This is a genomic window from Curvibacter lanceolatus ATCC 14669, from assembly GCF_000381265.1.
GTDB lineage: Bacteria > Pseudomonadota > Gammaproteobacteria > Burkholderiales > Burkholderiaceae_C > Curvibacter > Curvibacter lanceolatus.
Map to the genome: position 1 here is coordinate 24,228 of NZ_KB906257.1, position 21,506 is coordinate 45,733.

Annotated in this window: 23 protein-coding genes; 9 read left to right on the forward strand and 14 right to left on the reverse strand. The window is 66.3% G+C overall.

Annotated elements, in window-relative coordinates:
- Positions 1–18 precede the first annotated feature (18 nt).
- Complete coding sequence (locus tag F624_RS0110620) at positions 19–837, reverse strand: ferritin-like domain-containing protein (RefSeq protein ID WP_031254685.1); 819 nt, start codon at positions 835–837, stop codon at positions 19–21.
- 87 nt (positions 838–924) lie between these two features.
- Between F624_RS0110620 and F624_RS0110625 the strand changes: the two genes are divergently transcribed.
- Positions 925–1,449, forward strand: coding sequence for a gamma carbonic anhydrase family protein (locus F624_RS0110625; RefSeq protein WP_019574283.1), 525 nt, complete (start codon positions 925–927; stop codon positions 1,447–1,449).
- A gap of 44 nt (positions 1,450–1,493) precedes the next feature.
- A complete protein-coding gene (hslO, locus tag F624_RS0110630) occupies positions 1,494–2,486 on the forward strand; it encodes an Hsp33 family molecular chaperone HslO (protein ID WP_031254687.1) in 993 nt (330 codons plus the stop codon).
- A gap of 63 nt (positions 2,487–2,549) precedes the next feature.
- On the opposite strand, the gene F624_RS0110635 is transcribed toward hslO, so the two are convergent.
- The 8 genes from F624_RS0110635 to F624_RS0110670 are packed head-to-tail and all read right to left on the reverse strand — an operon-like array spanning position 2,550 to position 9,425.
- A complete protein-coding gene (locus tag F624_RS0110635; RefSeq protein WP_019574285.1) occupies positions 2,550–3,230 on the reverse strand; it encodes an AAA family ATPase in 681 nt (226 codons plus the stop codon).
- Entirely contained in the window at positions 3,223–3,891 is a 669-nt protein-coding gene (pnuC, locus tag F624_RS0110640) for a nicotinamide riboside transporter PnuC (RefSeq protein ID WP_019574286.1), read from the reverse strand. Before pnuC ends, F624_RS0110635 begins: the two co-directional genes overlap by 8 nt.
- A gap of 34 nt (positions 3,892–3,925) precedes the next feature.
- Positions 3,926–4,201, reverse strand: a complete 276-nt coding sequence (gene ftsB / locus F624_RS0110645) for a cell division protein FtsB (protein WP_019574287.1) — start codon at positions 4,199–4,201, stop codon at positions 3,926–3,928.
- Between the two features lie 31 nt (positions 4,202–4,232).
- Entirely contained in the window at positions 4,233–5,516 is a 1,284-nt protein-coding gene (gene eno, locus F624_RS0110650) for a phosphopyruvate hydratase (protein ID WP_027477151.1), read from the reverse strand.
- 47 nt (positions 5,517–5,563) lie between these two features.
- The gene (locus F624_RS0110655; RefSeq protein WP_019574289.1) at positions 5,564–5,851 is read right to left on the reverse strand and encodes a DUF1330 domain-containing protein; all 288 of its coding nucleotides are present in this window, start codon (positions 5,849–5,851) and stop codon (positions 5,564–5,566) included.
- A complete protein-coding gene (gene kdsA / locus F624_RS0110660) occupies positions 5,848–6,702 on the reverse strand; it encodes a 3-deoxy-8-phosphooctulonate synthase (RefSeq protein WP_019574290.1) in 855 nt (284 codons plus the stop codon). Before kdsA ends, F624_RS0110655 begins: the two co-directional genes overlap by 4 nt.
- A 17-nt stretch (positions 6,703–6,719) precedes the next feature.
- Entirely contained in the window at positions 6,720–8,366 is a 1,647-nt protein-coding gene (locus tag F624_RS0110665) for a CTP synthase (RefSeq protein WP_019574291.1), read from the reverse strand.
- A 45-nt stretch (positions 8,367–8,411) separates the two neighbouring features.
- Positions 8,412–9,425 (reverse strand): LysR family transcriptional regulator, encoded by a 1,014-nt coding sequence (locus F624_RS0110670; protein WP_019574292.1) that lies wholly within the window; start codon positions 9,423–9,425, stop codon positions 8,412–8,414.
- A 112-nt stretch (positions 9,426–9,537) separates the two neighbouring features.
- Here F624_RS0110670 and F624_RS0110675 point away from each other — a divergent pair, with 112 nt between their 5' ends.
- From F624_RS0110675 to dut, 3 genes are all read left to right on the forward strand, one after another.
- A complete protein-coding gene (locus F624_RS0110675; RefSeq protein ID WP_019574293.1) occupies positions 9,538–11,061 on the forward strand; it encodes a CoA-acylating methylmalonate-semialdehyde dehydrogenase in 1,524 nt (507 codons plus the stop codon).
- Between the two features lie 141 nt (positions 11,062–11,202).
- The gene (coaBC, locus tag F624_RS0110680) at positions 11,203–12,414 is read left to right on the forward strand and encodes a bifunctional phosphopantothenoylcysteine decarboxylase/phosphopantothenate--cysteine ligase CoaBC (protein WP_019574294.1); all 1,212 of its coding nucleotides are present in this window, start codon (positions 11,203–11,205) and stop codon (positions 12,412–12,414) included.
- 9 nt (positions 12,415–12,423) lie between these two features.
- The gene (gene dut / locus F624_RS0110685; RefSeq protein ID WP_019574295.1) at positions 12,424–12,870 is read left to right on the forward strand and encodes a dUTP diphosphatase; all 447 of its coding nucleotides are present in this window, start codon (positions 12,424–12,426) and stop codon (positions 12,868–12,870) included.
- Positions 12,871–12,942: 72 nt separating this feature from the next.
- Here dut and F624_RS0110690 read toward each other — a convergent pair whose 3' ends face one another.
- Positions 12,943–13,467, reverse strand: a complete 525-nt coding sequence (locus tag F624_RS0110690) for an FKBP-type peptidyl-prolyl cis-trans isomerase (protein WP_019574296.1) — start codon at positions 13,465–13,467, stop codon at positions 12,943–12,945.
- 297 nt (positions 13,468–13,764) lie between these two features.
- On the opposite strand from F624_RS0110690, the gene F624_RS0110695 reads away from it, so the two are divergent.
- From F624_RS0110695 to F624_RS34060, 4 genes are all read left to right on the forward strand, one after another.
- Complete coding sequence (locus tag F624_RS0110695) at positions 13,765–15,516, forward strand: diguanylate cyclase (RefSeq protein ID WP_019574297.1); 1,752 nt, start codon at positions 13,765–13,767, stop codon at positions 15,514–15,516.
- Between the two features lie 108 nt (positions 15,517–15,624).
- Positions 15,625–16,758: a cupin domain-containing protein gene (locus tag F624_RS0110700; RefSeq protein WP_019574298.1), complete on the forward strand. Its 1,134-nt coding sequence runs from the start codon at positions 15,625–15,627 to the stop codon at positions 16,756–16,758.
- A 5-nt stretch (positions 16,759–16,763) separates the two neighbouring features.
- On the forward strand, positions 16,764–17,303 hold the full coding sequence (locus F624_RS0110705; RefSeq protein WP_019574299.1) for a hypothetical protein: 540 nt from the start codon (positions 16,764–16,766) through the stop codon (positions 17,301–17,303).
- 253 nt (positions 17,304–17,556) lie between these two features.
- Positions 17,557–17,814: a hypothetical protein gene (locus F624_RS34060; protein ID WP_043425875.1), complete on the forward strand. Its 258-nt coding sequence runs from the start codon at positions 17,557–17,559 to the stop codon at positions 17,812–17,814.
- A 93-nt stretch (positions 17,815–17,907) separates the two neighbouring features.
- On the opposite strand, the gene F624_RS0110710 is transcribed toward F624_RS34060, so the two are convergent.
- The 4 genes from F624_RS0110710 to F624_RS0110725 all read right to left on the reverse strand — a co-directional run bounded on the left by F624_RS0110710 (position 17,908) and on the right by F624_RS0110725 (position 21,503).
- Entirely contained in the window at positions 17,908–18,681 is a 774-nt protein-coding gene (locus tag F624_RS0110710) for an MBL fold metallo-hydrolase (RefSeq protein WP_019574300.1), read from the reverse strand.
- Between the two features lie 116 nt (positions 18,682–18,797).
- Positions 18,798–19,916, reverse strand: a complete 1,119-nt coding sequence (bamC, locus tag F624_RS0110715) for an outer membrane protein assembly factor BamC (RefSeq protein WP_019574301.1) — start codon at positions 19,914–19,916, stop codon at positions 18,798–18,800.
- Positions 19,917–19,960: 44 nt separating this feature from the next.
- Positions 19,961–20,857 carry a 4-hydroxy-tetrahydrodipicolinate synthase gene (gene dapA, locus F624_RS0110720; RefSeq protein ID WP_031254694.1) on the reverse strand — a complete coding sequence of 299 codons (897 nt, stop codon included), beginning with the start codon at positions 20,855–20,857 and terminating at the stop codon, positions 19,961–19,963.
- 67 nt (positions 20,858–20,924) lie between these two features.
- Positions 20,925–21,503, reverse strand: coding sequence for a class I SAM-dependent methyltransferase (locus F624_RS0110725; protein WP_019574303.1), 579 nt, complete (start codon positions 21,501–21,503; stop codon positions 20,925–20,927).
- Positions 21,504–21,506: the final 3 nt, after the last annotated feature.

Below are 21,506 nucleotides of genomic sequence, written 5' to 3' on the forward strand. Positions count from 1 at the left end.
GGCCTCCCAAGCCGGGCTTTATCCGTTTTGCAACCATTCCATCTCGATTTCCGTGAAGCCTGCCGCACGCCGGGCCTCGTCGTTGAAGGGCGGGCGCATGCGAGGGGCCTCGTGGCGGCGTGTCAGTTCGGGGTAGAGGGCGACCGGGTCCAGGCCCTGGCGCTCACACAGCCAGCGGTACCAGTGGTTGCCGATGGCCACGTGGCCGACCTCGTCGCGCAGAATGATATCCAGCACGGCCACGGCCTCCAGGGCGTCGGGGGTACCGATGCGCCGCAGCTTGGCCTGGATCAGCGGCGTGGCGTCCAGGCCACGGGCTTCCATGGTGCGGGGCACCAGGGCCATGCGGGCCACGATGTCGTCGGCAGTGCGCTCACACATGGACCACAGGCCCTGGTGGGCCGGAAAGTCGCCATAGTCCCAGGGCTGACCGGTGTGGGGCATGTGCTGCAACTGCTGGCGCAGCAAGCCGAAGTGGTAGGCCTCCTCGCGCGCCACCCGCAGCCAGTCGGTGTAGAAGGCGGGCGGCATGCCGGCAAAACGCCAGACCGCATCGAGCGCCAGGTTGATGGCATTGAATTCGATGTGCGCAATCGAGTGCAGCAGGGCGGCCCGCCCCTCCAGCGTGCTGGGTGAGCGCTTGACGACTTCGGTGTGCTTGACCAGGGGCGGGCGCTCGGGGTGGCCGGGCAGAGAGGCGCCTGCGGGCGGCTGCAGCTGGGCCTGCACGTCCAGCACCAGCGCTGGGGCCTGCTCGTGCAAGGCCACGGTGGCGGCCACTTTTTGGGCCGGATCGGTGAGGCACAAGACCTCCAATGCACTTTGACGTAGCTCCATCTCTACAATTCTAGGCTGCGCGGCTGGGCATGCCCGGCACTTGATGGCCGACAAAGCGGCCCCAAATGGACCCACTGGAGACAATGAATGGCAGTGTATGAACTCGACGGGGTGAGCCCGGAAGTGGCCGAATCGGCCTGGATCGCAGACAGCGCCCAGGTGATGGGCCGGGTCAGCCTAGGGCCGGACGCCAGCGTCTGGTTTGGCACGGTGGTGCGTGGCGACACCGAATCCATCACCATCGGCGAGGGCTCCAATATCCAGGACGCCAGCGTGCTGCATGCCGATATCGGCAAGCCCCTGGTGGTGGGGCGCCACGTGACGGTGGGCCATCAGGTCATGTTGCATGGCTGCACCATCGGCGACGAGTCGCTGATCGGCATCGGTGCGGTGGTGCTCAATGGAGCGCGCATTGGCAAGAACTGCCTGGTGGGGGCCGGCTCGCTGGTCACCGAGGGCAAGGAGTTTCCGGACGGCTCGATGATCATCGGCAGCCCGGCCAAGGCGATTCGCCAGCTCAGCCCCGAGCAGATTGAAGGGCTTCGCCAGAGTGCGAAGCATTACATCGACAACGCCCGCCGTTTCAAGGCGGGTCTGCGCCGCGTCGACTGAGCCCCCGGGCTTGTTCGAGGTGGCGATTTTCAGGATTTTTTTGCGTGTCTGAACTTCATAAATTTCTTTTTGATGGCCTGCCGGTGCGCGGCATGATCGTGCGCCTGACGGATGCCTGGACCGAGGTCCTGGCCCGGCGCGCCGCCAATTCGGCCACCGGGGCCTACCCGGTGCCGGTGCGCGAGCTGCTGGGCGAGATGGCCGCGGCCAGCGTGCTGATGCAGTCCAACATCAAGTTCAATGGTGCGCTGGTGCTGCAGGTGTTCGGCGACGGCCCCGTGCGTGTGGCTGTGGCCGAAGCCCAGCCCGACCTCAGTCTGCGCGTCACGGCCACCCTGGTCGGCGAGGTGCCCGAAGAGGCCCGCCTGAGCGAGATGGTCAATGTCCACAACAAGGGCCGTTGCGCCATCACCCTGGACCCCAAGGACAAGTTCCCCGGCCAGCAGCCTTACCAGGGCGTGGTGCCCTTGTTCGACGACCACGGCCACAAGCTCGAAAAGCTCAGCTCGGTGCTGGAGCACTACATGCTGCAAAGCGAGCAGCTCGACACCTGCCTGGTGCTGGCGGCCGACGACAAGGTGGCCGCGGGCCTGCTGATCCAGCGCCTGCCGCTGGAAGGCGAGGGCAATCTGGCGGGCAGCCTGCGCTCGGCCGCCAATGAAGACGAGATCGGTTTGAACGAGCACTACAACCGCATCGCCCTGCTGGCCGGCAGCCTCAAGCGCGAGGAGCTGCTGACGCTGGATGTGGACACCATCCTGCGCCGCCTGTTCTGGGAAGAAAAAGTGGTGCGCTTCGAGCCCTTGCAAGGTGCCACCGCACCGCGCTTTGCCTGCAGCTGCAGCCGTGAGCGCGTGGGCCAGATGATCCGTGGCCTGGGCACCGAAGAGGTTGAAAGCATCCTGGCCGAGCAGGGGCAGATCGAAGTGGGCTGTGAGTTCTGCGGCCAGCAATACCATTTCGACGCGGTGGACGCGGCCACGCTGTTCACCCGCGATGAGCATCACCTGGCGCCTGGCACCAAGACGGTGCAATAAAAGCGATGCACCCGATGGGTGCCTGTCGCGAACAAAAACGCCCCTTGATGGGGCGTTTTTGTTTCAGGACCCGCGTGGCAGCAGCCCCGAGAAGAGCTTGTGCTCGCAGGCGCCGTCACTGCAATGCTCGCAGCGCCAGGGCCGGTTCAGCACCTGTTCGTCGCGCAGGCTGGCGAGGCGTTCGAGCAGGCGCTCGCGCCCAGGCAGCCTGGGCAGTCGGGTCAGGGGCAGCAAGGCATTTTGCAGCCGGCGTTCGCCCGTGCCATACACCACCTGGTAGGGCAGTTGGTGCTCGCTCAGGGCCTGCCGCAGCCGGGCGTCCACCGGCTCACGCACCTGGGGGCCATCGCGCTGCAGGCCGTCGGCCACCCAGGGCAGGTCCAGGCCGGTCAGCAGGGTCAGGGCATAGCCTTGCTGGTGGCGTGCCGCGTCGGCGTACAGGCGGGTGTCCTTGAACAGCAGGTCGCTGTAAACCGCCGTCATCAGCGGGGTGGTGTCGGCCAGCACCAGGGCTGCGTCACGCGCGGCGGCGATCACGCGCCGGGCCTGCTCCTGGGCGATGGCCGATTGTTCCTCGGGCAGGGGGGTGCGGGCTTCGCGTTCGCACCATTCGCGCAGGTACTCGGGCACCACGGTGCAGGCGATCCCGCAGTCGTTCAAGGCCTGGCCCAGTGCCAGGCTCAGGGCCGTCTTGCCGGTGCTTTCAGCGCCCAGCAGGGCCACGCGCAGCGCGGTCTCAGCCATGGGCCTGGTCCGCTGTCTGGAGCGCTGTCTGGGCTTGGCGTTGCTGCCCTTGTTGCAGTCTCCAGGCCCGCCAGCCCACCACACTCAGGCCGCTGAACAGGGCGTACAGCACGGTGGTCAGCCACAGGCCCTTGTAGGCAAACAGACCGATGCAGACCAGGTTGACGATCAGCCACACCAGCCAGTTCTCGGTCAGCTTGCGCCCCAGCAGCACCTGGCCGACCAGGCTGGCGGCGGTCGGGAAGGCGTCCCACCAGGGCACGTCCGAGTCGGTGTAGCGCTGCAGAAACCAGCCGGTCAGCGGCCACAGGGCGGCGCAGGCCAGCACCACGCCCAGGCGCCCGCGTGCACTCAGCGAACTGATGCGCAGGGCCTGGCGGGGGGCGCCGCCGTCTGAGGTCTTGCCGCCTTGCAGCCATTGCGACCAGCCCCACAGGGCCAACACGGCAAAAAAAGCCTGCAGCAGGGCATCGCCATACAGGCGGCTGCGCCAGAACAGCAGCAGGTAGAGGGCCGAGCTCAGCATGGCGAGCGGCCAGCCCCAGTGGATTTCGCGGATATTGCAGGCCACCATGGCGAGTGCCAGGCCGAAAGCGACGACCTCAAGCCAGCTGGTGGAGGCGCCCCAAAGTTCAAACGCGGGGGTGAACAGGGCATCCATGGAGAAAAGGCGCCGCAGCCATCAGGCCGGGCGCTTATTTGGTGATCTGGACGAAGATCTCGTTGGGCTTGACCATGCCCAGCTCGATGCGGGCACGTTCTTCGACCATGGCCAGCCCCTCCTTGAGGTCGTTGACCTCGGAAGCCAGCTGGTCGTTGATGCGCTGGGCCGCCGCGTTGCGGGCCTGCTGCTCGTCGATCTTCTGTTGCAGGCTGGCAACGTTGGGAATGCTGCCGCGGCCCAGCCAGAGCTGGGCGTGCAGCAGGCCCAACATGGCCAGCAGGATCAGCGGAAGCAGGCGAAGGCCCATGGCGGTATCAGCACATCATGCGCAGTGGTGGTCAGCGCAGATTGTAGAAGGCAGCACGGCCCGGGTAGACGGCGATGTCGCCCAGGTCTTCTTCGATGCGCAGCAGTTGGTTGTACTTGGCGATGCGGTCGCTGCGGCTCATCGAACCGGTCTTGATCTGGCCGGCGTTGGTGCCCACGGCGATGTCGGCAATGGTGGAGTCTTCGGTTTCGCCCGAGCGGTGCGAGATCACGGCGGTGTAGCCGGCGACCTTGGCCATCTCGATGGCCTGGAAGGTTTCGGTCAGGGTGCCGATCTGGTTGATCTTGATCAGGATCGAGTTGGCGATGCCCTTGTCGATGCCTTCCTTCAGGATCTTGGTGTTGGTCACGAACAGGTCGTCACCCACGATCTGGACCTTCTTGCCCAGGCGTTCGGTCAGGTGCTTCCAGCCGTCCCAGTCGCCTTCGGCCATGCCGTCTTCGATGCTGATGATGGGGTACTTGTCGCACCAGGTGGCCAGGATGTTGGTCCACTCTTCAGCCGACAGCACCAGGCCTTCGCCTTCGAGGTGGTACTTGCCGTCCTTGTAGAACTCGCTGGCAGCGCAGTCCAGGCCCAGGGCGATCTGTTCGCCGGCCACGAAACCGGCCTTGTCGATGGCTTCCAGGATCAGCTGGATGGCGGCCTCATGGCTGGCCACGCTGGGGGCAAAGCCGCCTTCGTCGCCCACGGCGGTGCTCATGCCCTTGTCGTTGATGATCTTCTTGAGGGCGTGGAACACCTCGGCACCGTAGCGCACGGCTTCACGGAAGGTGGGGGCGCCCACCGGGATGATCATCAGCTCTTGCAGATCGAGGTTGTTGTTGGCGTGTGCGCCGCCGTTGATGACGTTCATCATCGGCACCGGCAGTTGCATGCCGCCCATGCCGCCGAAGTAGCGGTACAGCGGCAGGCCCGATTCCTCGGCAGCGGCGCGGGCCACGGCCATGGACACGGCCAGCATGGCGTTGGCGCCCAGGCGGCTCTTGTTGTCGGTGCCGTCCAGGTCGATCAGGGTCTTGTCCAGGAAGGCCTGCTCGGAGGCGTCCAGGCCCAGCACGGCCTCGGAGATCTCGGTGTTGATGTGCTCAACGGCCTTGAGCACGCCCTTGCCCAGGTAGCGCGACTTGTCGCCGTCGCGCAGTTCGATGGCTTCACGGCTGCCGGTGGAGGCGCCCGAGGGCACGGCGGCGCGGCCCATCACGCCCGATTCGAGCAGAACGTCGCATTCGACGGTGGGGTTGCCGCGGCTGTCCAGCACTTCACGGCCGACGATGTCTACGATTGCACTCATGTTGTCTTCTTTCAATACAAAACAAAAACGGTCTGCAGTCAGGGGGCTCAGACCCCTTCAACCACGATCATGCGCATGATGGCCGCGCCCTCGCGGGCCGCACGGGCCTTCCCATATTCGGGCGAATCATAAAAGCCCCGGGCAGCGGCCACATTGGCGAACTTCAGGATGACCAGGCGCTCGGGCGCCCAGTCACCTTCCAACACCTCGACCTGGCCACCGCGCACGCACACTTCGGCCTGGTGGGCCTGCATGGCGGCGGTGGACCATTGGCGGTACTCGTCGTACTGCGCAGGGTTGGTGACCGTGACGTTCGCAATGATGTACGCACTCATGTGAAATCGGTCTCCAGGAAGGGCGTCTTTTTGGTGACCAAATCCAACGCGAGCAAGGTCTCGAGCAAGGCCTTCATGCGCTTGAGCGGCACGGCGTTGGGGCCGTCGCTCAGGGCTTCGCTGGGGTTGGGGTGGGTTTCCATGAACAGGCCGGCCACGCCCACCGCCACGGCGGCACGGGCCAGCACCGGCACCATTTCACGTTGACCGCCCGAGCTGGTGCCCTGGCCGCCCGGCAGCTGCACGCTGTGGGTGGCGTCGAACACCACCGGGGCGCCGGTCTCACGCATGATGGCCAGGCTGCGCATGTCGCTGACGAGGTTGTTGTAGCCGAAGCTGGCGCCGCGCTCGCAGGCCATGAAGCTGTCTTCGGGCAGGCCGGCATCGCGGGCGGCGGCGCGGGCCTTGTCGATCACGTTCTTCATGTCGTGGGGCGCGAGAAACTGGCCCTTCTTGATGTTCACCGGCTTGCCCGACTGGGCCACGGCGCGGATGAAATCGGTCTGCCGGCACAGGAAGGCCGGCGTCTGCAGCACATCGACCACGGCGGCCACGGCCGGGATCTCGGCTTCGCTGTGCACATCGGTGAGGATGGGCAAGTTCAGCTCTTTCTTCACCTTGGCCAGGATTTCCAGGCCGCGCTCCATGCCCGGGCCCCGGAAACTGGTGCCCGAAGAGCGGTTGGCCTTGTCGTAGCTGCTCTTGAAGATGAAGGGGATGCCGAGCGCCGAGGTGATTTCCTTCAGCGTGCCGGCGGTGTCCATCTGCAATTGCTCGGACTCGACCACACAGGGCCCGGCGATCAGGAAGAAGCGTTGGTCAAGACCGATGTCGAAGCCGCAGAGTTTCATGGTGTTTCCCAGGCCGTTCAGGCCGCAGTCTTGTGGTCCAGTGCCGCCTTGATGAAGGCGTTGAACAGCGGGTGGCCGTCCCAGGGGGTGGATTTGAACTCAGGGTGGAACTGCACGCCCATGAACCAGGGGTGCACGCTTTGCGGCAGCTCGACGATTTCGGTCAGGTGCTCGCGCTGGGTCAGGGCCGAGATCACCAGGCCGGCATCACGCAGCTGGTCCAGGTAGTTGACGTTGGCCTCGTAGCGGTGGCGGTGGCGCTCGGTCACCACGTCGCCGTAGATCTTGTGGGCCAGGGTGCCGGGCGTCACGTCGGAGCTCTGGGCGCCCAGGCGCATGGTGCCGCCCAGGTCGGAGTTCTCGTCACGCTTCTTGATGGTGCCGTCGGCGTCCTTCCACTCGGTGATCAGGGCGATCACGGGGTGCGGCGAGTCGGGTTCGAATTCGGTGCTGTTGGCATCGGTCAGGCCGGCCACGTGGCGCGCGTATTCGATGGTGGCGACCTGCATGCCCAGGCAGATGCCAAGGTAGGGCAGCTTGTGCTCGCGGGCGTACTGGGCCGCGCAGATCTTGCCTTCGACACCGCGCTTGCCGAAGCCGCCCGGCACCAGGATGGCGTCGTACTGGCCCAGGCGCTTCACGTCCTGCGGGGTGATGGTTTCGGAGTCGACGTAGTCGATCTTCACCGCCACATGGTTCTTCATGCCCGCATGGCGCAGCGCTTCGTTGAGCGACTTGTAGCTGTCGGACAGATCGACGTACTTGCCCACCATGGCGATCTTGACTTCGCCCTTGGGGTTTTCGGTCTCGAACACGAGGTCGTCCCAGCGCTGGAGCTTGGTCGGCGGGGTGTTCAGGCGCAGCTTGTCGCAGATCAGGCCGTCCAGGCCCTGCTCGTGCAGCATGCGCGGCACCTTGTAGATGGTGTTCACATCCCACATGGAGATCACGCCCCATTCGGGCACGTTGGTGAACAGGGAGATCTTGGCGCGCTCGTCTTCCGGGATGCGGCGGTCGGCACGGCACAGCAGGGCGTCGGCCTGGATGCCGATTTCGCGCAGCTTCTGCACGGTGTGCTGGGTGGGCTTGGTCTTGAGCTCGCCGGCGGCGGCGATCCAGGGCACATAGGTCAGGTGCACGAAGGCCGCGTTGTTGGGGCCCATGCGCAGGCTCATCTGGCGTGCGGCTTCCAGGAAGGGCAGCGACTCGATGTCGCCCACGGTGCCGCCGATCTCGACGATGGCCACGTCGACTTCATCCGGGGTGCCGATGCCGGCGCCGCGCTTGACGTATTCCTGGATCTCGTTGGTGATGTGCGGGATCACCTGCACGGTCTTGCCCAGGTAGTCGCCGCGGCGTTCTTTTTCAAGCACCGACTGGTAGATCCGGCCGGTGGTGAAGTTGTTGGCCTTGTTCATGCGCGTTTCGATGAAACGCTCGTAGTGGCCCAGGTCGAGGTCGGTCTCGGCGCCGTCATCGGTCACGAACACTTCGCCGTGCTGGAACGGCGACATGGTGCCCGGATCGACGTTGATGTACGGGTCGAGCTTGATGAGAGTGACTTTGAGGCCTCGCGATTCGAGGATCGCGGCGAGGGAGGCTGAGGCGATTCCCTTGCCCAGGGAAGACACCACACCGCCGGTGACGAAGACAAATTTGGTCATGTCGGGGGGTCGGGAGCAGTTGTCCCGGGAGGTGGTAAACGGAGATTATAAAGGTGCCGCCGGTGCGACACCTTCATGCAGCAGGGGTGACTTGGCTGGGGTCTGCAGTGCAAACCCACCAGCCAGCGATTGTCGCAGGTGCTGCACCAGGGCGCTGACGGCTCTGGGCACGTGGGCCGAATAAGGGCGAATCGCGTACAGCTGCCGGGCAAACGGGCCGGCATTGGCCCAGTGGGCCAGCACCTGCACCAGTTGGCCGTCGCGCAGGCCGGCCTGGGCGCTGAAGTCGGGCAGCAGGGCGATGCCGATGCCGGCCAGGGCGGCATCGCGCAGGGCCTCGCTGTTGTTCGCCGCCAGGGGGCCGGCCACCGGCACGGTCACCCGTTCGCCAGGCATGCCCGTGCCGCCAGGCTCCTCCAGGGTGGGCGCCTCGAAGGTCCAGGTGGGTGTGTCGCCGCGGCGTGGGTAGTGCAGGCAATCGTGCTGGCGCAGGTCTTCGGGGTGGCCGGGGGTGCCGCGCCGGGCCAGGTAGGCGGGGCTGGCCACCAGCACTGAGTGGGTGGGGCACAGGTTCCAGGCCACATGGGTTTCGGGCACGTGGTCGCTGTGGCGGATGGCCAGGTCCAGCCCTTCCATGGCCAGCGAGGCCATGCGGTCCGACATGTCCAGTTCCAGCCGCACCTCGGGGTACTGCTGCAAAAAGGTGGCCAGGCGGGGCACCAGTTGCTGGCGGGCCAGGGCCACGGGCGCGGTCAGGCGCAGCAGGCCGCGCGGGGTGCCGGCCAGATCGCGCACGCTGGCAAAGCTGTGGGCGATGGCGTCAAAGGGGGCTTTGGTGTCGTCCACCAGGCGCTGGCCGGCCTCGGTCAGGCGCACGCTGCGGGTGGTGCGCTGCACCAGGGGCACCCCGGCGAGCTTTTCCAACTCCGACACGCGCTGGCTCATGGCCGCTTTGCTCACGCCCAGCCGGGCGGCGGCGGCGGTGTAGCTGCCTTGCTGGGCCAGCACGCCCAGCCAATGCAGGTGCCCCCAAAGGGTGTGGATTATTTGGTCGTCCATGGCTATATTGTTCACTAATTCGAACAATGAGTTCAGCGGCCGGTGCTAGGCAGGGCCCAGGGGGCTGCCTAGACTGCAGCTCTGAATTTCATTCCTTTTACAGCGAGGCACCATGAGCCAGACCCTTTCTTCCGCCGACGTCGGTCATTACATCGGTGGCGCCGCCACGGCAGGCGTCAGCACCCGCCGCCAGCCGGTCTACAACCCCGCCACCGGTGAAGTGGCCCGCCAGGTGCTGCTGGGCAGCACGGCCGACGTGGCCGCCGCCGTCGCCGCCGCGCAGGCGGCCTTCCCGGCCTGGTCCGACATGCCGCCGATCCGCCGCGGTCGCGTGATGTTCAAGTTCCTCGAACTGGTTAACCAGCACAAGGACACCCTGGCCCGCATGATCACGCTGGAGCATGGCAAGGTGTTCACCGACGCCCAGGGCGAAGTCAGCCGCGGCATCGACATCATCGAGTTCGCCTGCGGCATTCCCCAGCTGCTCAAGGGCGACTACACCGAGCAGGTGTCCACCGGCATCGACAACTGGACGATGCGCCAGCCCCTGGGCGTGGTCGCCGGCATCACCCCCTTCAACTTCCCGGTGATGGTGCCGATGTGGATGTTCCCGGTGGCCATCGCCGCCGGCAACACCTTCGTGCTCAAGCCCAGCCCGACCGACCCCAGCGCCAGCCTGTTCATGGCCGAGCTGCTCAAGCAGGCCGGCCTGCCGGACGGCGTGTTCAACGTGGTGCAGGGCGACAAGGAAGCCGTGGATGCGCTGCTCGAGCACCCCGATGTCAAGGCCGTGTCGTTTGTCGGCTCCACCCCGATCGCCAACTACATCTACGAAACCGGTGCCCACCATGGCAAGCGCGTGCAGGCCCTGGGCGGCGCCAAGAACCACATGGTGGTGATGCCGGATGCCGACATCGACCAGGTGGTCGACGCTCTGATCGGCGCCGGCTATGGTTCGGCAGGCGAGCGCTGCATGGCGATCTCGGTGGCCGTGCTGGTGGGCGACGTGGCCGACAAGGTCATCCCCAAGCTGCTGGAGCGCGCCAAGAGCCTGAAGGTGCTCGACGGCATGAACCTGGAGGCCGAAATGGGCCCCATCGTCACCGGCGCGGCCCATGCCCGCATCAGCGGCTACATCGATGCCGGCGTGAAGGAAGGCGCTCAGTTGCTGCTGGACGGCCGCAACTTCGACGGCAAGGTCGCCGGCCCTGGCTGCGACAAGGGCTTCTGGCTGGGCGGCACCCTGTTTGACCATGTCACGCCCGACATGAAGATCTACAAGGAAGAAATCTTCGGCCCCGTGCTGTCGTGCGTGCGCACCAAGGACTTTGCCGAAGCCGTGAAGCTGATCAACGACCACGAGTTCGGCAACGGCGTGAGCTGCTTCACCCGCGACGGCAACGTGGCCCGTGAGTTCAGCCGCCGCATCCAGGTGGGCATGGTCGGCATCAACGTGCCGATCCCGGTCCCCATGGCCTGGCACGGTTTTGGCGGCTGGAAGAAGAGCCTGTTCGGCGACATGCACGCCTATGGCGAAGAGGGCGTGCGCTTCTACACCAAGCAAAAGAGCGTGATGCAGCGCTGGCCCGAAAGCATCGGCAAGGGCGCCGAGTTCGTGATGCCGACCGCCAAGTAAGCGGCAGTCGTCCAATCCACACACAGGCCACCTTCGGGTGGCCTTTTTGATGGCCGCCCGTGTGACCCGAAGGGCGGTGCCAGTCTGCTACATTGCCGCATTCTTTGCCAACCGGGCCCGCTCCGCCGGGCCCTTGTCACCATGGACCTCCAGGGAAAACACATTGTGCTCGGCCTCACCGGCGGGGTGGCCTGCTTCAAATCGGCCGAACTCTGCCGCGAGCTGATCCGCCAGGGCGCCACGGTGCAGGTGGTGATGACCGAGGCCGCCTGCCAGTTCATCACGCCGGTCACGATGCAGGCCCTGTCGGGCCGGCCGGTGTACACCTCGCAGTGGGATGGCCGCGAGGCCAACAACATGCCCCACATCAACCTCAGCCGCGAGGCCGATGCCATCGTGCTGGCGCCTTGCAGCGCCGACTTCATCGCCCGCCTGGTGCAGGGCCGGGCCGATGAGCTGCTGAGCCTGCTGTGTCTGGCCCGCCCGATCGAACGCGTGCCCCTGCTGGTGGCCCCGGCCATGAACCGCGAGATGTGGGCCCACCCGGCCACGCAGCGCAATCTGGCCCAGTTGCAGTCCGACGGGGCTGTGCTGCTGGGCGTGGCGCGGGGAGACCAGGCCTGTGGCGAAACCGGCGACGGGCGCATGCTCGAGGCGCTGGAGATCACCGAAGAAGTGATCGCCTTCTTCCAGCCCAAGACGCTGCGCGGCCAGCGGGTGCTGGTCACGGCGGGCCCCACCTTCGAGGCCATCGACCCGGTGCGCGGCATCACCAACCATTCCTCGGGCAAGATGGGTTTTGCCATTGCCCGGGCTGCCCGCGAGGCCGGGGCCGAGGTCACGCTGATCGCCGGCCCGGTGCACCTGCCCACCCCGCGCGGGGTGCGGCGCCTCAACGTGGTGTCGGCGCGCGACATGTTGGCCGCCACGGTGCCGGCCAGCGAGCAGGCCGATGTGTTCATTGCCACGGCGGCCGTGGCCGACTGGCGTCCAGCCAGCGCCAGTGACCAGAAGATCAAGAAAGACGGCTCGGGCCAGACGCCCCAGCTGAGCTTTGTCGAGAACCCCGACATCCTGTACGCGGTGGCCCAGGGCGATCGGGCCCGCAGTGGGGGTCTGTATTGCGTCGGCTTTGCGGCCGAAAGCCACGACCTGGTGGCCCATGCCCAGGCCAAGCGCGCGCGCAAGGGGGTGCCGCTGCTGGTGGGCAACATCGGGCCCACGGCCTTCGGGCAGGACGACAATCAGCTGCTGCTGGTGGATGCGAATGGCGTCCAGGAGCTGCCCCGGGCTTCCAAGCTGGCGCTGGCGCGCCAGCTGGTGGCCGAGATTTCCCGCCGCAAGGCCTGTTGAATTAACCCAATGAACATCGACGTCAAGATCATCGATCCGCGCATGGCGGAGCAACTTCCGGCCTATGCCACCCCGGGCAGCGCCGGCCTGGACCTGCGCGCCTGCCTCACCGAGCCGCTGACCCTGGCACCCAACGCCTGGCAACTGGTGCCCACGGGCATCGCCCTCTGGCTCAAGGACCCGGGCTACGCCGCCATGATCCTGCCGCGCTCGGGCCTGGGTCACAAGCACGGCATCGTGCTGGGCAATCTGGTCGGGCTGATCGACAGCGACTACCAGGGCCAGTTGATGGTCAGCGCCTGGAACCGCAGCGATGTGGCCTTCACCATCGAGCCCATGGAGCGCATCGCCCAGTTGGTGATCGTGCCGGTGCTGCAGGCCACTTTCAATGTGGTGACCGAATTCCCGCCCACCCAGCGTGGCGAAGGTGGCTACGGTTCCACTGGCAAGGGCTGACCCGCTCTGCCGCGCAGACATGACAAAGCCCGTGGCCTTGGCAGGCGCACGGGCTTTGTCTTTTCTGCCCGGTCAGTGCAGTTGCTGGTTGCCCGGTGCCATCGGCTGCACGCGGAAGAAGCCGGTGCCGGCGGTGCCGCTGCCGATTTCCTCTTCGGTGGCCTCGCGCACCGCGTGCACCTTCAGGTGCAGGCGGATTGCGATGCCGGCCAAGGGGTGGTTGCCATCGAGCACCACGTGCTCGGGGTAGATCTCGGTCACGGTGTAGAGCGCGTCACGCGATGCGTCCGGGTTGCAGCCGGCGGGCAGGGCGGCGCCGTCGAAGGTCATGCCTTCTTCCAGCTCTTTGGGGAACAGCGAACGCGGCTCCAGGAAGATCAGGTTTTCGTTGTACTCGCCAAAACCCTCTTCGGGTTCAATTTGCAGCTTGACGCTGGCGCCGGGCTCGTGGCCTTGCAGCACTTCTTCGATTTTCTTCAGCAGATCGTCGCCGCCCACCAGAAAGTCAACCGGCTCGTCGAGCACGTCAAGTTCTTCGTTCAGGGTGTCGGTCAGGGTCCAGGTCAGTGCGACCACGCATTGTTCAGTGATTTCCATGGCGTCCGCCTTGATAGATGCGGTGAAAAGGGGGATGGGGCGGGCACGTTGCGGGCGGCCCGGGGCCGGGGGCGCTGGCTCTGCAGGTGCTGCAGGGCAGGGGGCGCGACCGGCGTCGAGGGCCCGAGTGTATGCGACGGGCCCTGCTGGCGGCGTGCAAGGCGTGACCAGCCTGGGGATTTCGCACGCCTGCCATGAGGCGGGGCTACCATGACGAGCGGCGCAGGTGGCGTGCATTCCGCGCCTTCGCCATGACCGTTCACCACAGGGCCATCCCCTCCACCAGCTGATCTGTGCATGTTCAAGGGTTTTTCTTTTCTGTCCGGGCTCGGGGGCCTGCTGGGCTGGCGTGGCCGCAGTGTGCTGGCTGTGCTGTGGCTGCTGGCCGCCCCTTGGCCGAGCCTGGCTTCGCCGCTGCTCTTGGAGAACCAGCCGCAAGGGCAATCACTGACTGGCCAGGTGCAGGTGCTGGCCGACCCGAGCGGCCAGGCCGATCTGGCGGCCGTGCAGGCTTCGCAGGGCTTCACCCAGCCTGGCCAGGTGCTGCGCACGCTGGGCGACCACCAGGTGCTCTGGCTGCGCGTGCAGGTGCAGCAGCAGGAGGCGCAGGGCGACTGGCTGCTGCTGTTCCCGAGCACGGCCATGCATGCCCTGGCCTTTCATGGCCCGTTCAATCAGGCTGGTGAAGCCCTGGCCCCTCCGGTCTACACGGGCTTGAGTCAGCCCTACGGCACCCGTCCGCTGGCCAGCGAGCGCTATGCGCAGCGCCTCAGGCTGCCTGCGCCGGGTGTCTACACCGTCTACCTGCGGGTGCAGACCAACACCGCCAAGACCCTGAACCTGCAGATCTGGGACACGGCCCGCTACCTCGCCACCCGGCCGCAGAAGCTGTTGTTCGACGGCCTGTGCTATGGCGTGCTGCTGGCCTTGGTGCTCTACAACCTGGCCCTGGTGCGGGGCTGGCGCGACCGCAGCACGGCGTATTACGTGCTGACCGGCGTGGCCGCGTTTTTGACCCTGGCCACCTACAACGGCCACACCGCCCACTACCTTTGGCCAGATTCGCCCTGGTGGATCGAGCGCAGCTATGTGCTGGCCCCGGCGCTGTGGGTGGGCTTCAGTGCTTTGTTCGGGGCTGCATTCCTGGCGGATGAGGCGCCGGCTCGCTGGCCTGCACTGGTGGCTGTCAAATCGGGTCTGGTGGCGTGTGGTGCGGCCATTCTGGTCAGCGGTGTCGCGGGATGGATGGAGACCGCACAGAACATCCTCGAGGCCTCAGCCGTGGCGGGTGTGCTTCTGCTCACCGGCCTGGCCTTCGTGCGCTGGCGCAGCGGCTTTCGGCCGGCTTTCTGGTACCTGGCGGGGCGCCTGGTGCTGTTTCTCTTTGTGCTTCTCACGGTCGCCATCAGCCGGGGCTGGCTCAATCTGCCGTTCTGGCTGGCCAATGGCATGCAGTTCGGCGTGTGCGCGGAGACGGTGGTGTTTGCCCTGGCCCTCAGCGCCCGGGTGCGCGAGCTGCAGATGCAGCGGGCCGAACTGCGCATCCATGCGGAGCAGATGGCCCTGGTGGCTGCCACCGACCCCCTGACCGGTCTGGCCAACCGCCACGGGCTGGAGCAGGCCGCCACAGGTTTGCTGGACCGTCCAGGGCAGCAGGCGGTGCTGATGATTGATCTGGACCGCTTCAAACCCATCAATGACACCTTGGGGCACGAGGTGGGGGATCAGGTGCTGGTCGAGGTGGCGGCGCGCCTGCGCGGCGCCGTGCGCGAATCGGATGTGGTGGCCCGGCTGGGTGGCGACGAGTTTGTGCTGTTGTTGGCCCAGGTGCTGGATCTGGCCCAGCTGGAGGCCCTGGCGCGGCGTCTGGTGCAGGCGGTCTCGCAGCCCATGGTCTTGGGCGAGGCCCGTGTGCAGGTGGGCGTCAGCGTGGGCGTGGCCTTGCCACCCGGTGACGGGCGGGCCCTGAAGGAGCTGATGCTGGCAGCCGACCAGGCCATGTACCAGGCCAAACGCCTCGGCAGCGGCTATGCCTTTGCCGCCCACTGAGGCGGCCATGGATGTTCCTTGCGGCGCGTCACGGAACGCCAGGCCGGTTCCGTAGGAAAATCGCGCCACTTGGAGCAACCCTCCGGCCTGACCGGAGCTTTTTTTCTCATGGACATCACCAAACCCCTCACGCTGCTCGGCGGCCTCAGCCCACAGCAATTCATGAAACGCCATTGGCAGCGCAAGCCTTTGCTGGTGCGCCAGGCCGTGCCGGGCTTCCAGCCCTTGCTGGACCGGGCCGAGCTGTTCGAACTGGCTTCGCGCGAGGATGTGGAGTCGCGCCTGGTGCGCCAGACCCACCCGGGCTGGGATGTGCGCTCCGGCCCCTTTGCCCGGCGCAGCCTGCCGGCCCTGAACCAGCCTGACTGGACTCTGCTGGTACAGGGCGTGGACCTGCACGACGAAGCCGTGCATCACCTGATGCAGGGCTTTCGCTTTGTGCCCGACGCCCGGCTGGACGACCTGATGATCAGCTACGCCAGCAACGGTGGCGGCGTGGGGCCGCATTTCGACAGCTACGACGTGTTCTTGCTCCAGGCCCATGGCAAGCGCCGCTGGCGCATCGGCCGCCAGACCGACCTGAGCCTGCGCGACGACACGCCGCTCAAGGTGCTGGCGAATTTCGAGCCCGAGGAAGAGTACGTGCTGGAGCCCGGCGACATGCTCTACCTGCCACCGCGCTACGCCCACGATGGCATCGCCGAAGGCGAGTGCATGACCTATTCGATCGGCTTTCGCTCGCCCAAGCGGGGCGAGCTGGCCCGCGAGGTCTTGCAGCGCTTGGCTGAAGATGCCGACGATCTGGCCGGCGAGAGCCTGTACCGTGACGCCAGCCAGCCCGCCGTGGCCGACCCGGCCGCCATTCCCGAAGGCCTGCATGAATTTGCCGCCGATGCCTTGCAACGCGTGCTCAACGACCCCGACGCCCTGGCCCGCGTGATCGGCGAAGCCCTCACCGACCCCAAGCCCCAGGTCTGGTTCGAGGCGGCCAGCACCGACGCCGACGTGTCGGCCGGTGTGCGGCTGGATCGCCGCACCCGCATGTTGCACGATGAGCGCCACATCTTCATCAACGGCGAAGGCTTCCGGGCCGCCGGGCGTGATGCCACGCTGATGCGCCAACTGGCGAGTCTGCGTGTGCTGGGCGCACGTGACGTGGCACGGTTGAGTCCCGGTGCCCGTGATCTGCTGACCGAGTGGTGCGAGGCCGGCTGGTTGCACCCCCTGCCCACCGGGCTTTGAGTTTCATGGCTGGCGATCAGGCTCCAGGCCAGCCGAGCGCCACCCCTGCCGGGGAGGTTTCGGTCTGGCCCTTCGAAGGCCGCTTCGAGGGGCGTGAGGCCTTTGCCGAGCGCATCCGCCAGGCCCTGGCCGCGGCAGCCCGTGAAGGCTGGCGCGAGCTGTTTCTGTGTGATGAGAACTTCGAGGACTGGCCGCTGGGCGAGCGCAGCGTGATCGAGTCGTTGTCGGCCTGGTCACGCGGCGGTCGCCGCATGCTGCTGCTGGCCGCCTCCTATGAAGAGCTCAAGCGGCGTCACCACCGCTTTGTGCACTGGCGTCAGACCTGGGATCACCTGATCGAGGCCCGGGTCTGCCGCAGCCGGTCCGTGTCCGAGTGGCCCAGCGCCCTTTGGTCGCCTGCCTGGGCCCTGCAGCGCCTGGATCTGCAGCGCAGCACCGGCATCTGCAGTCAGGTGCCTGAACGCCGGGTCGCACTGCGTGAGAGCTTGGACGAGTGTTGGCGGCACGGCTCGCCGGCTTTCCCTGCCTCCACACTGGGCTTGTGAGCGCGGCTATGATGCGGGCCGGCTGGCGCTGCCAAGCCCTGGTGTCTGCTCAGAAGTCAACCGGCAACTTTACGTGACAGATACAGAAGGCCACTGATTTCCGCTTGTCAGTATTTGTTGGGATTGACGTTTCCCTTCTATAATTTCAATTTGAGTGAAAAAGCGCGGCTAAAGCAGCGCACGCTCAGTCAGAGCCGTTCGTAGGGATGGTCTGACGCAACGGAATTCTCTCTGTCCAACAAGGAAACTTGAAATGAAGAAATCGCTCGTTTTGGCGACCCTGATCGCTGCTGCCGCCCTCGCCGCTTGTGGCAAGAAGGAAGAACCGGCTCCTGCTCCGGCACCGGCTCCTGCTGCTGCCCCCGCTCCGGCTGAGGCTCCTGCTGCTGCACCGGCCGCCCCGGCTGCTGACGCTGCCGCTCCGGCTGCTGCTGCCCCGGCTGCTCCCGCTGCCGACGCCGCTGCTGACGCTGCCAAGAAGGCCGCTGAAGACGCTGCTGCCAAGAAGTAATTTCTCATTGCTTCAAAAAAGCCACCTTCGGGTGGCTTTTTTTCGTCCATGCCTTTTTGACGGTGCCGCAATCCGGTCGTTGGCCACCACCCTTCAGAGGCTGTACCAATCCGAGCCGAGCGTCGGGCTGGCGATGCCGATGGCTTCTTCGGGCCAGTCCAGGGCCTGGGCCAGCGTCTGCCGCACCAGGCTGGCCTGGTTGTTCTGCTCGCTCAGATGGGCCGCGACCACATGGCGCAGTGCCGGGTGCTTGAGTTGAGCCAGGGCCTGGGCGCTGGCCTGGTTCTCCAGGTGGCCCCAGGGGCCGCTGATGCGCCGCTTGAGAAAGGCCGGGTAGCGCGAGCGGCTCAGCATCTCGGCGTCATGGTTGGCTTCCAGGTACAAGGCCTGGCAACCGGCCAGTTGGGCCAGCACGTGGGGGGTGATGTGGCCCAGATCGGTCAGCAGGCCCAGGCGCGACTGGCCATCTTCACAGCGCAGTTGCAGGGGTTCGCGTGCATCGTGTGGCACGGTGAAGGGGTGCAGGCTCATGCTGCCGAAATCAATCACCTGCTGATCGCGCGCCAGCCGCAGGCAGTCCCCCAGGTCGGGCTGGCCCAGGGCCAGCCAGGTGCCTTCGCTCATCCAGACCGGCACATGGTGGCGCGCCGACAGGCTGAGGGCGCAGCCGATGTGGTCTGAGTGCTCGTGGGTGATGAAGATGCCGTGCAACTCACTGACGAGCAGGCCCGCCTGGGCCAGCCGGGCTTCCAGCTGGCGTATGCCCAGCCCGCAGTCCACCAGCAGCCGGCGACAGTCGCTGCCTTGGCCCGCTTCCACCACGGTGGCATTGCCCGTGCTGCCGCTGGCCAGATTCTTGAATCGCATCGGAAAAATGAAGGTGCTGAGGCGCTTTGCCAGCCCCGTACCGGGCAGCAGACAAAAGAAAGGGCAGGTCACCCGGACCTGCCCTGCTGTCGTGCCGACCAGAGGGCCGGAGGGTCTTATTTCAGGTCGTCGACCAGCACCTTCACGATGCGCTGCGCCGTGCTGCTGGTTTCCGGTGCGCCATTGGCATCCAGCACCGAGACGGTGGTGGCATTGCCTTCGCTGCGCACGGCGATCTGGTACTTCACGGGGGCCGTGTTGGTGTCCGAGCTGCTGAACAGCTTGCCGATGAAGCTGGGCTCCTTCTTGTCGGGGTTGGGGGCGACGTAGCGCACAAAGTACAGGCCCTTGGCGCGATCGCGGTCTTCCACCGTGAAGCCGGTGCGGTCCAGGGTCAGGCCGACCCGGCGCCATGCGCGTTCGAAGCCTTCGTCCATTTGCACCACTGGCAGGTTGTTGACCTGGGCAGCACGGGCCAGCGGTGCGGGGGCTGCTGCAGCGGTCTGGGCGCGGGCCTGTTCAGCCGTACCACCACCGAGCTTGACCATCAGGCGGCGCAGGAACTCGGCTTCCAACTCAGGGTCGGCAGGGCGGGGTTGCCAGGCGGTCTGGGCCGTGTCCTTGTTGTTGGTGGTGTAGGTTTCCACCATGCCGCGGTGGCTGATGTAGATCTCGGTGCTGCCATCGGCGCTCCGCTCCAGGCGGGTGCGGAAGCGATCCCGTTCGCCGGTGTCGTACAGGGAGTCGATCACCTTGCCCAGGGTGTTGCGGATCCAGTCCTGGGGCAGCTTGGCGCGGTTTTCGGCCCAGTCGGTTTCCATGATGCCCAGGCGCGAGTCCTCGGTCACCAGGCTGAAGCCGTTTTCGACCCAGAAGTCATGCACCGGTGTCCAGAGCTGGTCGGCCGAGCGCTTCACCACCAGCCAGCGCTGGTTGCCCGAGCGCTCCACGCGCACGTCACCCAGGCTGCTTGCTGCCGTCTGGATGGCCGACACGGGTTGCTTGCCCATGGCCGCCTGGAAACCGGTGGCCGAGACGCTGCTGCCGCCGCCCAGGGCGTAGCGGGTGTCGCCGCTCAACTGCGTCAGGTCGGGTGGCACTTCCAGTGTGGGCGCCTTGGTGGCGCTTTTGTAGTTGATTTTGTCGCTCTCCAGCGACGAGCAGGCGCTGAGGGCGACAGACAGGCTGAGCAGGCTGAGCAGGCTGCAAGGGCCCAGTCGTGTGGTTGGGGTCACGGGAAGTCCTTCCAAGGCAGGAATAGGGTGTCGGTCGACGGCGGTCAGATCAGGCCGGCAGCGCGCAGAGCGGCTTCCACCACCGGCTCGTTGGCCGGTGTCAGCTCGGTCATGGGCAGGCGCATCGCGCCGCCGCACAGACCCATGCGCTTCATGGCCCACTTGACGGGGATGGGGTTGGCTTCAACGAACAGGTGCTTGTGCACCGGCATCAGCTTGAACTGGATCTCCATGGCGCGCTTCACGTCGCCGGCGATCGCAGCCACACACAGCTCGTGCATCAGGCGCGGCGCCACGTTGGCGGTCACGCTGATGTTGCCTTGGCCACCGCACAGCATCAGGGCCACGGCGGTCGGGTCATCGCCCGAGTAGACGGCAAAGCCCTTGGGCACTTCGCGGATCAGCCATTGGGCGCGTTCGATGTTGCCGGTGGCTTCCTTGATGCCGACGATGCCGGGCACCTGGGTCAGGCGCAGCACGGTGTCGTGGGCCATGTCGGCCACGCTGCGGCCGGGCACGTTGTACAGCACGGTGGGCAGGTCGCCCACGGCTTCGGCAATCGCCTTGAAGTGGCGGTACTGGCCTTCCTGGGTCGGCTTGTTGTAGTAGGGCACGACCTGCAGCTGGCAGTCGGCGCCCACGTCCTTGGCGAACTTGGCCAGCTCGATGGCTTCGGCCGTCGAGTTGGCGCCACAGCCGGCCATGATGGGCACGCGCTTGGCGGCTTGCTCCACCGACACGCGAATGATCTCGCAGTGCTCTTCGACGTTGACCGTCGGTGATTCACCCGTGGTGCCCACCACACCGATGCAATCGGTGCCTTCGGCGATGTGCCAGTCGATCAATTTGCGCAGCGTGGGGTAGTCCACGCTGCCGTCTTCGTGCATCGGAGTCACCAGGGCGACGATGCTGCCTGTAATAGGGCCGGTTGGGGAGGTCATGTCCGCAGTCTCAAACGGTAAAAGAGCATTCTAACTAGGCTGCCGGGCCTCCGGGCGTGGCCGGGGCTCAGGGCAGGGCGCTCAGCGCATAACGCGGCTGACCCGCATTGGGTTGTCCGGCCTCGCAAATCGCCACGACGCGCTGCACGAAACGGGCCGGTTGGGGCAGGAATCCGTCCTCGTAGGCCACCACCCGCAGGGGGGCGCAATGGCGCAGCAACTCGCCACTTCGCAGCAGAAAGTCGGGCCGGGAGGGTTTGCCCACGGTTTCATGGCCTTGGGCAAAGGTTTCGTAAATCAGCACCCCGCCCGGGGCCAGGCTGGCCAGCAGGGTGGGCATCAGGGGGCGCCACAGGTAGTGGGTGACCACCACGGCATCAAACACCCGACCCTCGAAGGGCCAGGGGCCGCCTTCGATGTCGGCGCACACCACCTCGCCCAGCCCGGTGAGGGCCGACAGGGCTTCGGCGTTGCGGTCGACCAGGGTGAGCGGGTGTCCGCGCGCGGCAAACCAGCGCGCATGGCGGCCTGCGCCGCAGGCCACGTCCAGCACGCGGCCACCGGGCGGCACCAGGTGGCTCCAGCGTTGCACCCACTCAGAGGCCTGGCCTGAGCCATGGACGTTGTGGAGCAGGGGAGATGCCATCGT

Excerpts from the sequence above, each read along its gene's own strand:
- F624_RS0110620 (WP_031254685.1), bottom strand. The coding sequence starts at position 837 with ATGGAGCTACGTCAAAGTGCATTGGAGGTCTTGTGCCTCACCGATCCG.
- F624_RS0110625 (WP_019574283.1), top strand. The coding sequence starts at position 925 with ATGGCAGTGTATGAACTCGACGGGGTGAGCCCGGAAGTGGCCGAATCG.
- F624_RS0110635 (WP_019574285.1), bottom strand. The coding sequence starts at position 3,230 with ATGGCTGAGACCGCGCTGCGCGTGGCCCTGCTGGGCGCTGAAAGCACC.
- pnuC (WP_019574286.1), bottom strand. The coding sequence starts at position 3,891 with ATGGATGCCCTGTTCACCCCCGCGTTTGAACTTTGGGGCGCCTCCACC.
- ftsB (WP_019574287.1), bottom strand. The coding sequence starts at position 4,201 with ATGGGCCTTCGCCTGCTTCCGCTGATCCTGCTGGCCATGTTGGGCCTG.
- eno (WP_027477151.1), bottom strand. The coding sequence starts at position 5,516 with ATGAGTGCAATCGTAGACATCGTCGGCCGTGAAGTGCTGGACAGCCGC.
- F624_RS0110655 (WP_019574289.1), bottom strand. The coding sequence starts at position 5,851 with ATGAGTGCGTACATCATTGCGAACGTCACGGTCACCAACCCTGCGCAG.
- kdsA (WP_019574290.1), bottom strand. The coding sequence starts at position 6,702 with ATGAAACTCTGCGGCTTCGACATCGGTCTTGACCAACGCTTCTTCCTG.
- F624_RS0110665 (WP_019574291.1), bottom strand. The coding sequence starts at position 8,366 with ATGACCAAATTTGTCTTCGTCACCGGCGGTGTGGTGTCTTCCCTGGGC.
- F624_RS0110670 (WP_019574292.1), bottom strand. The coding sequence starts at position 9,425 with ATGGACGACCAAATAATCCACACCCTTTGGGGGCACCTGCATTGGCTG.
- F624_RS0110675 (WP_019574293.1), top strand. The coding sequence starts at position 9,538 with ATGAGCCAGACCCTTTCTTCCGCCGACGTCGGTCATTACATCGGTGGC.
- coaBC (WP_019574294.1), top strand. The coding sequence starts at position 11,203 with ATGGACCTCCAGGGAAAACACATTGTGCTCGGCCTCACCGGCGGGGTG.
- dut (WP_019574295.1), top strand. The coding sequence starts at position 12,424 with ATGAACATCGACGTCAAGATCATCGATCCGCGCATGGCGGAGCAACTT.
- F624_RS0110690 (WP_019574296.1), bottom strand. The coding sequence starts at position 13,467 with ATGGAAATCACTGAACAATGCGTGGTCGCACTGACCTGGACCCTGACC.
- F624_RS0110695 (WP_019574297.1), top strand. The coding sequence starts at position 13,765 with ATGTTCAAGGGTTTTTCTTTTCTGTCCGGGCTCGGGGGCCTGCTGGGC.
- F624_RS0110700 (WP_019574298.1), top strand. The coding sequence starts at position 15,625 with ATGGACATCACCAAACCCCTCACGCTGCTCGGCGGCCTCAGCCCACAG.
- F624_RS0110705 (WP_019574299.1), top strand. The coding sequence starts at position 16,764 with ATGGCTGGCGATCAGGCTCCAGGCCAGCCGAGCGCCACCCCTGCCGGG.
- F624_RS34060 (WP_043425875.1), top strand. The coding sequence starts at position 17,557 with ATGAAGAAATCGCTCGTTTTGGCGACCCTGATCGCTGCTGCCGCCCTC.
- F624_RS0110710 (WP_019574300.1), bottom strand. The coding sequence starts at position 18,681 with ATGCGATTCAAGAATCTGGCCAGCGGCAGCACGGGCAATGCCACCGTG.
- dapA (WP_031254694.1), bottom strand. The coding sequence starts at position 20,857 with ATGACCTCCCCAACCGGCCCTATTACAGGCAGCATCGTCGCCCTGGTG.
- F624_RS0110725 (WP_019574303.1), bottom strand. The coding sequence starts at position 21,503 with ATGGCATCTCCCCTGCTCCACAACGTCCATGGCTCAGGCCAGGCCTCT.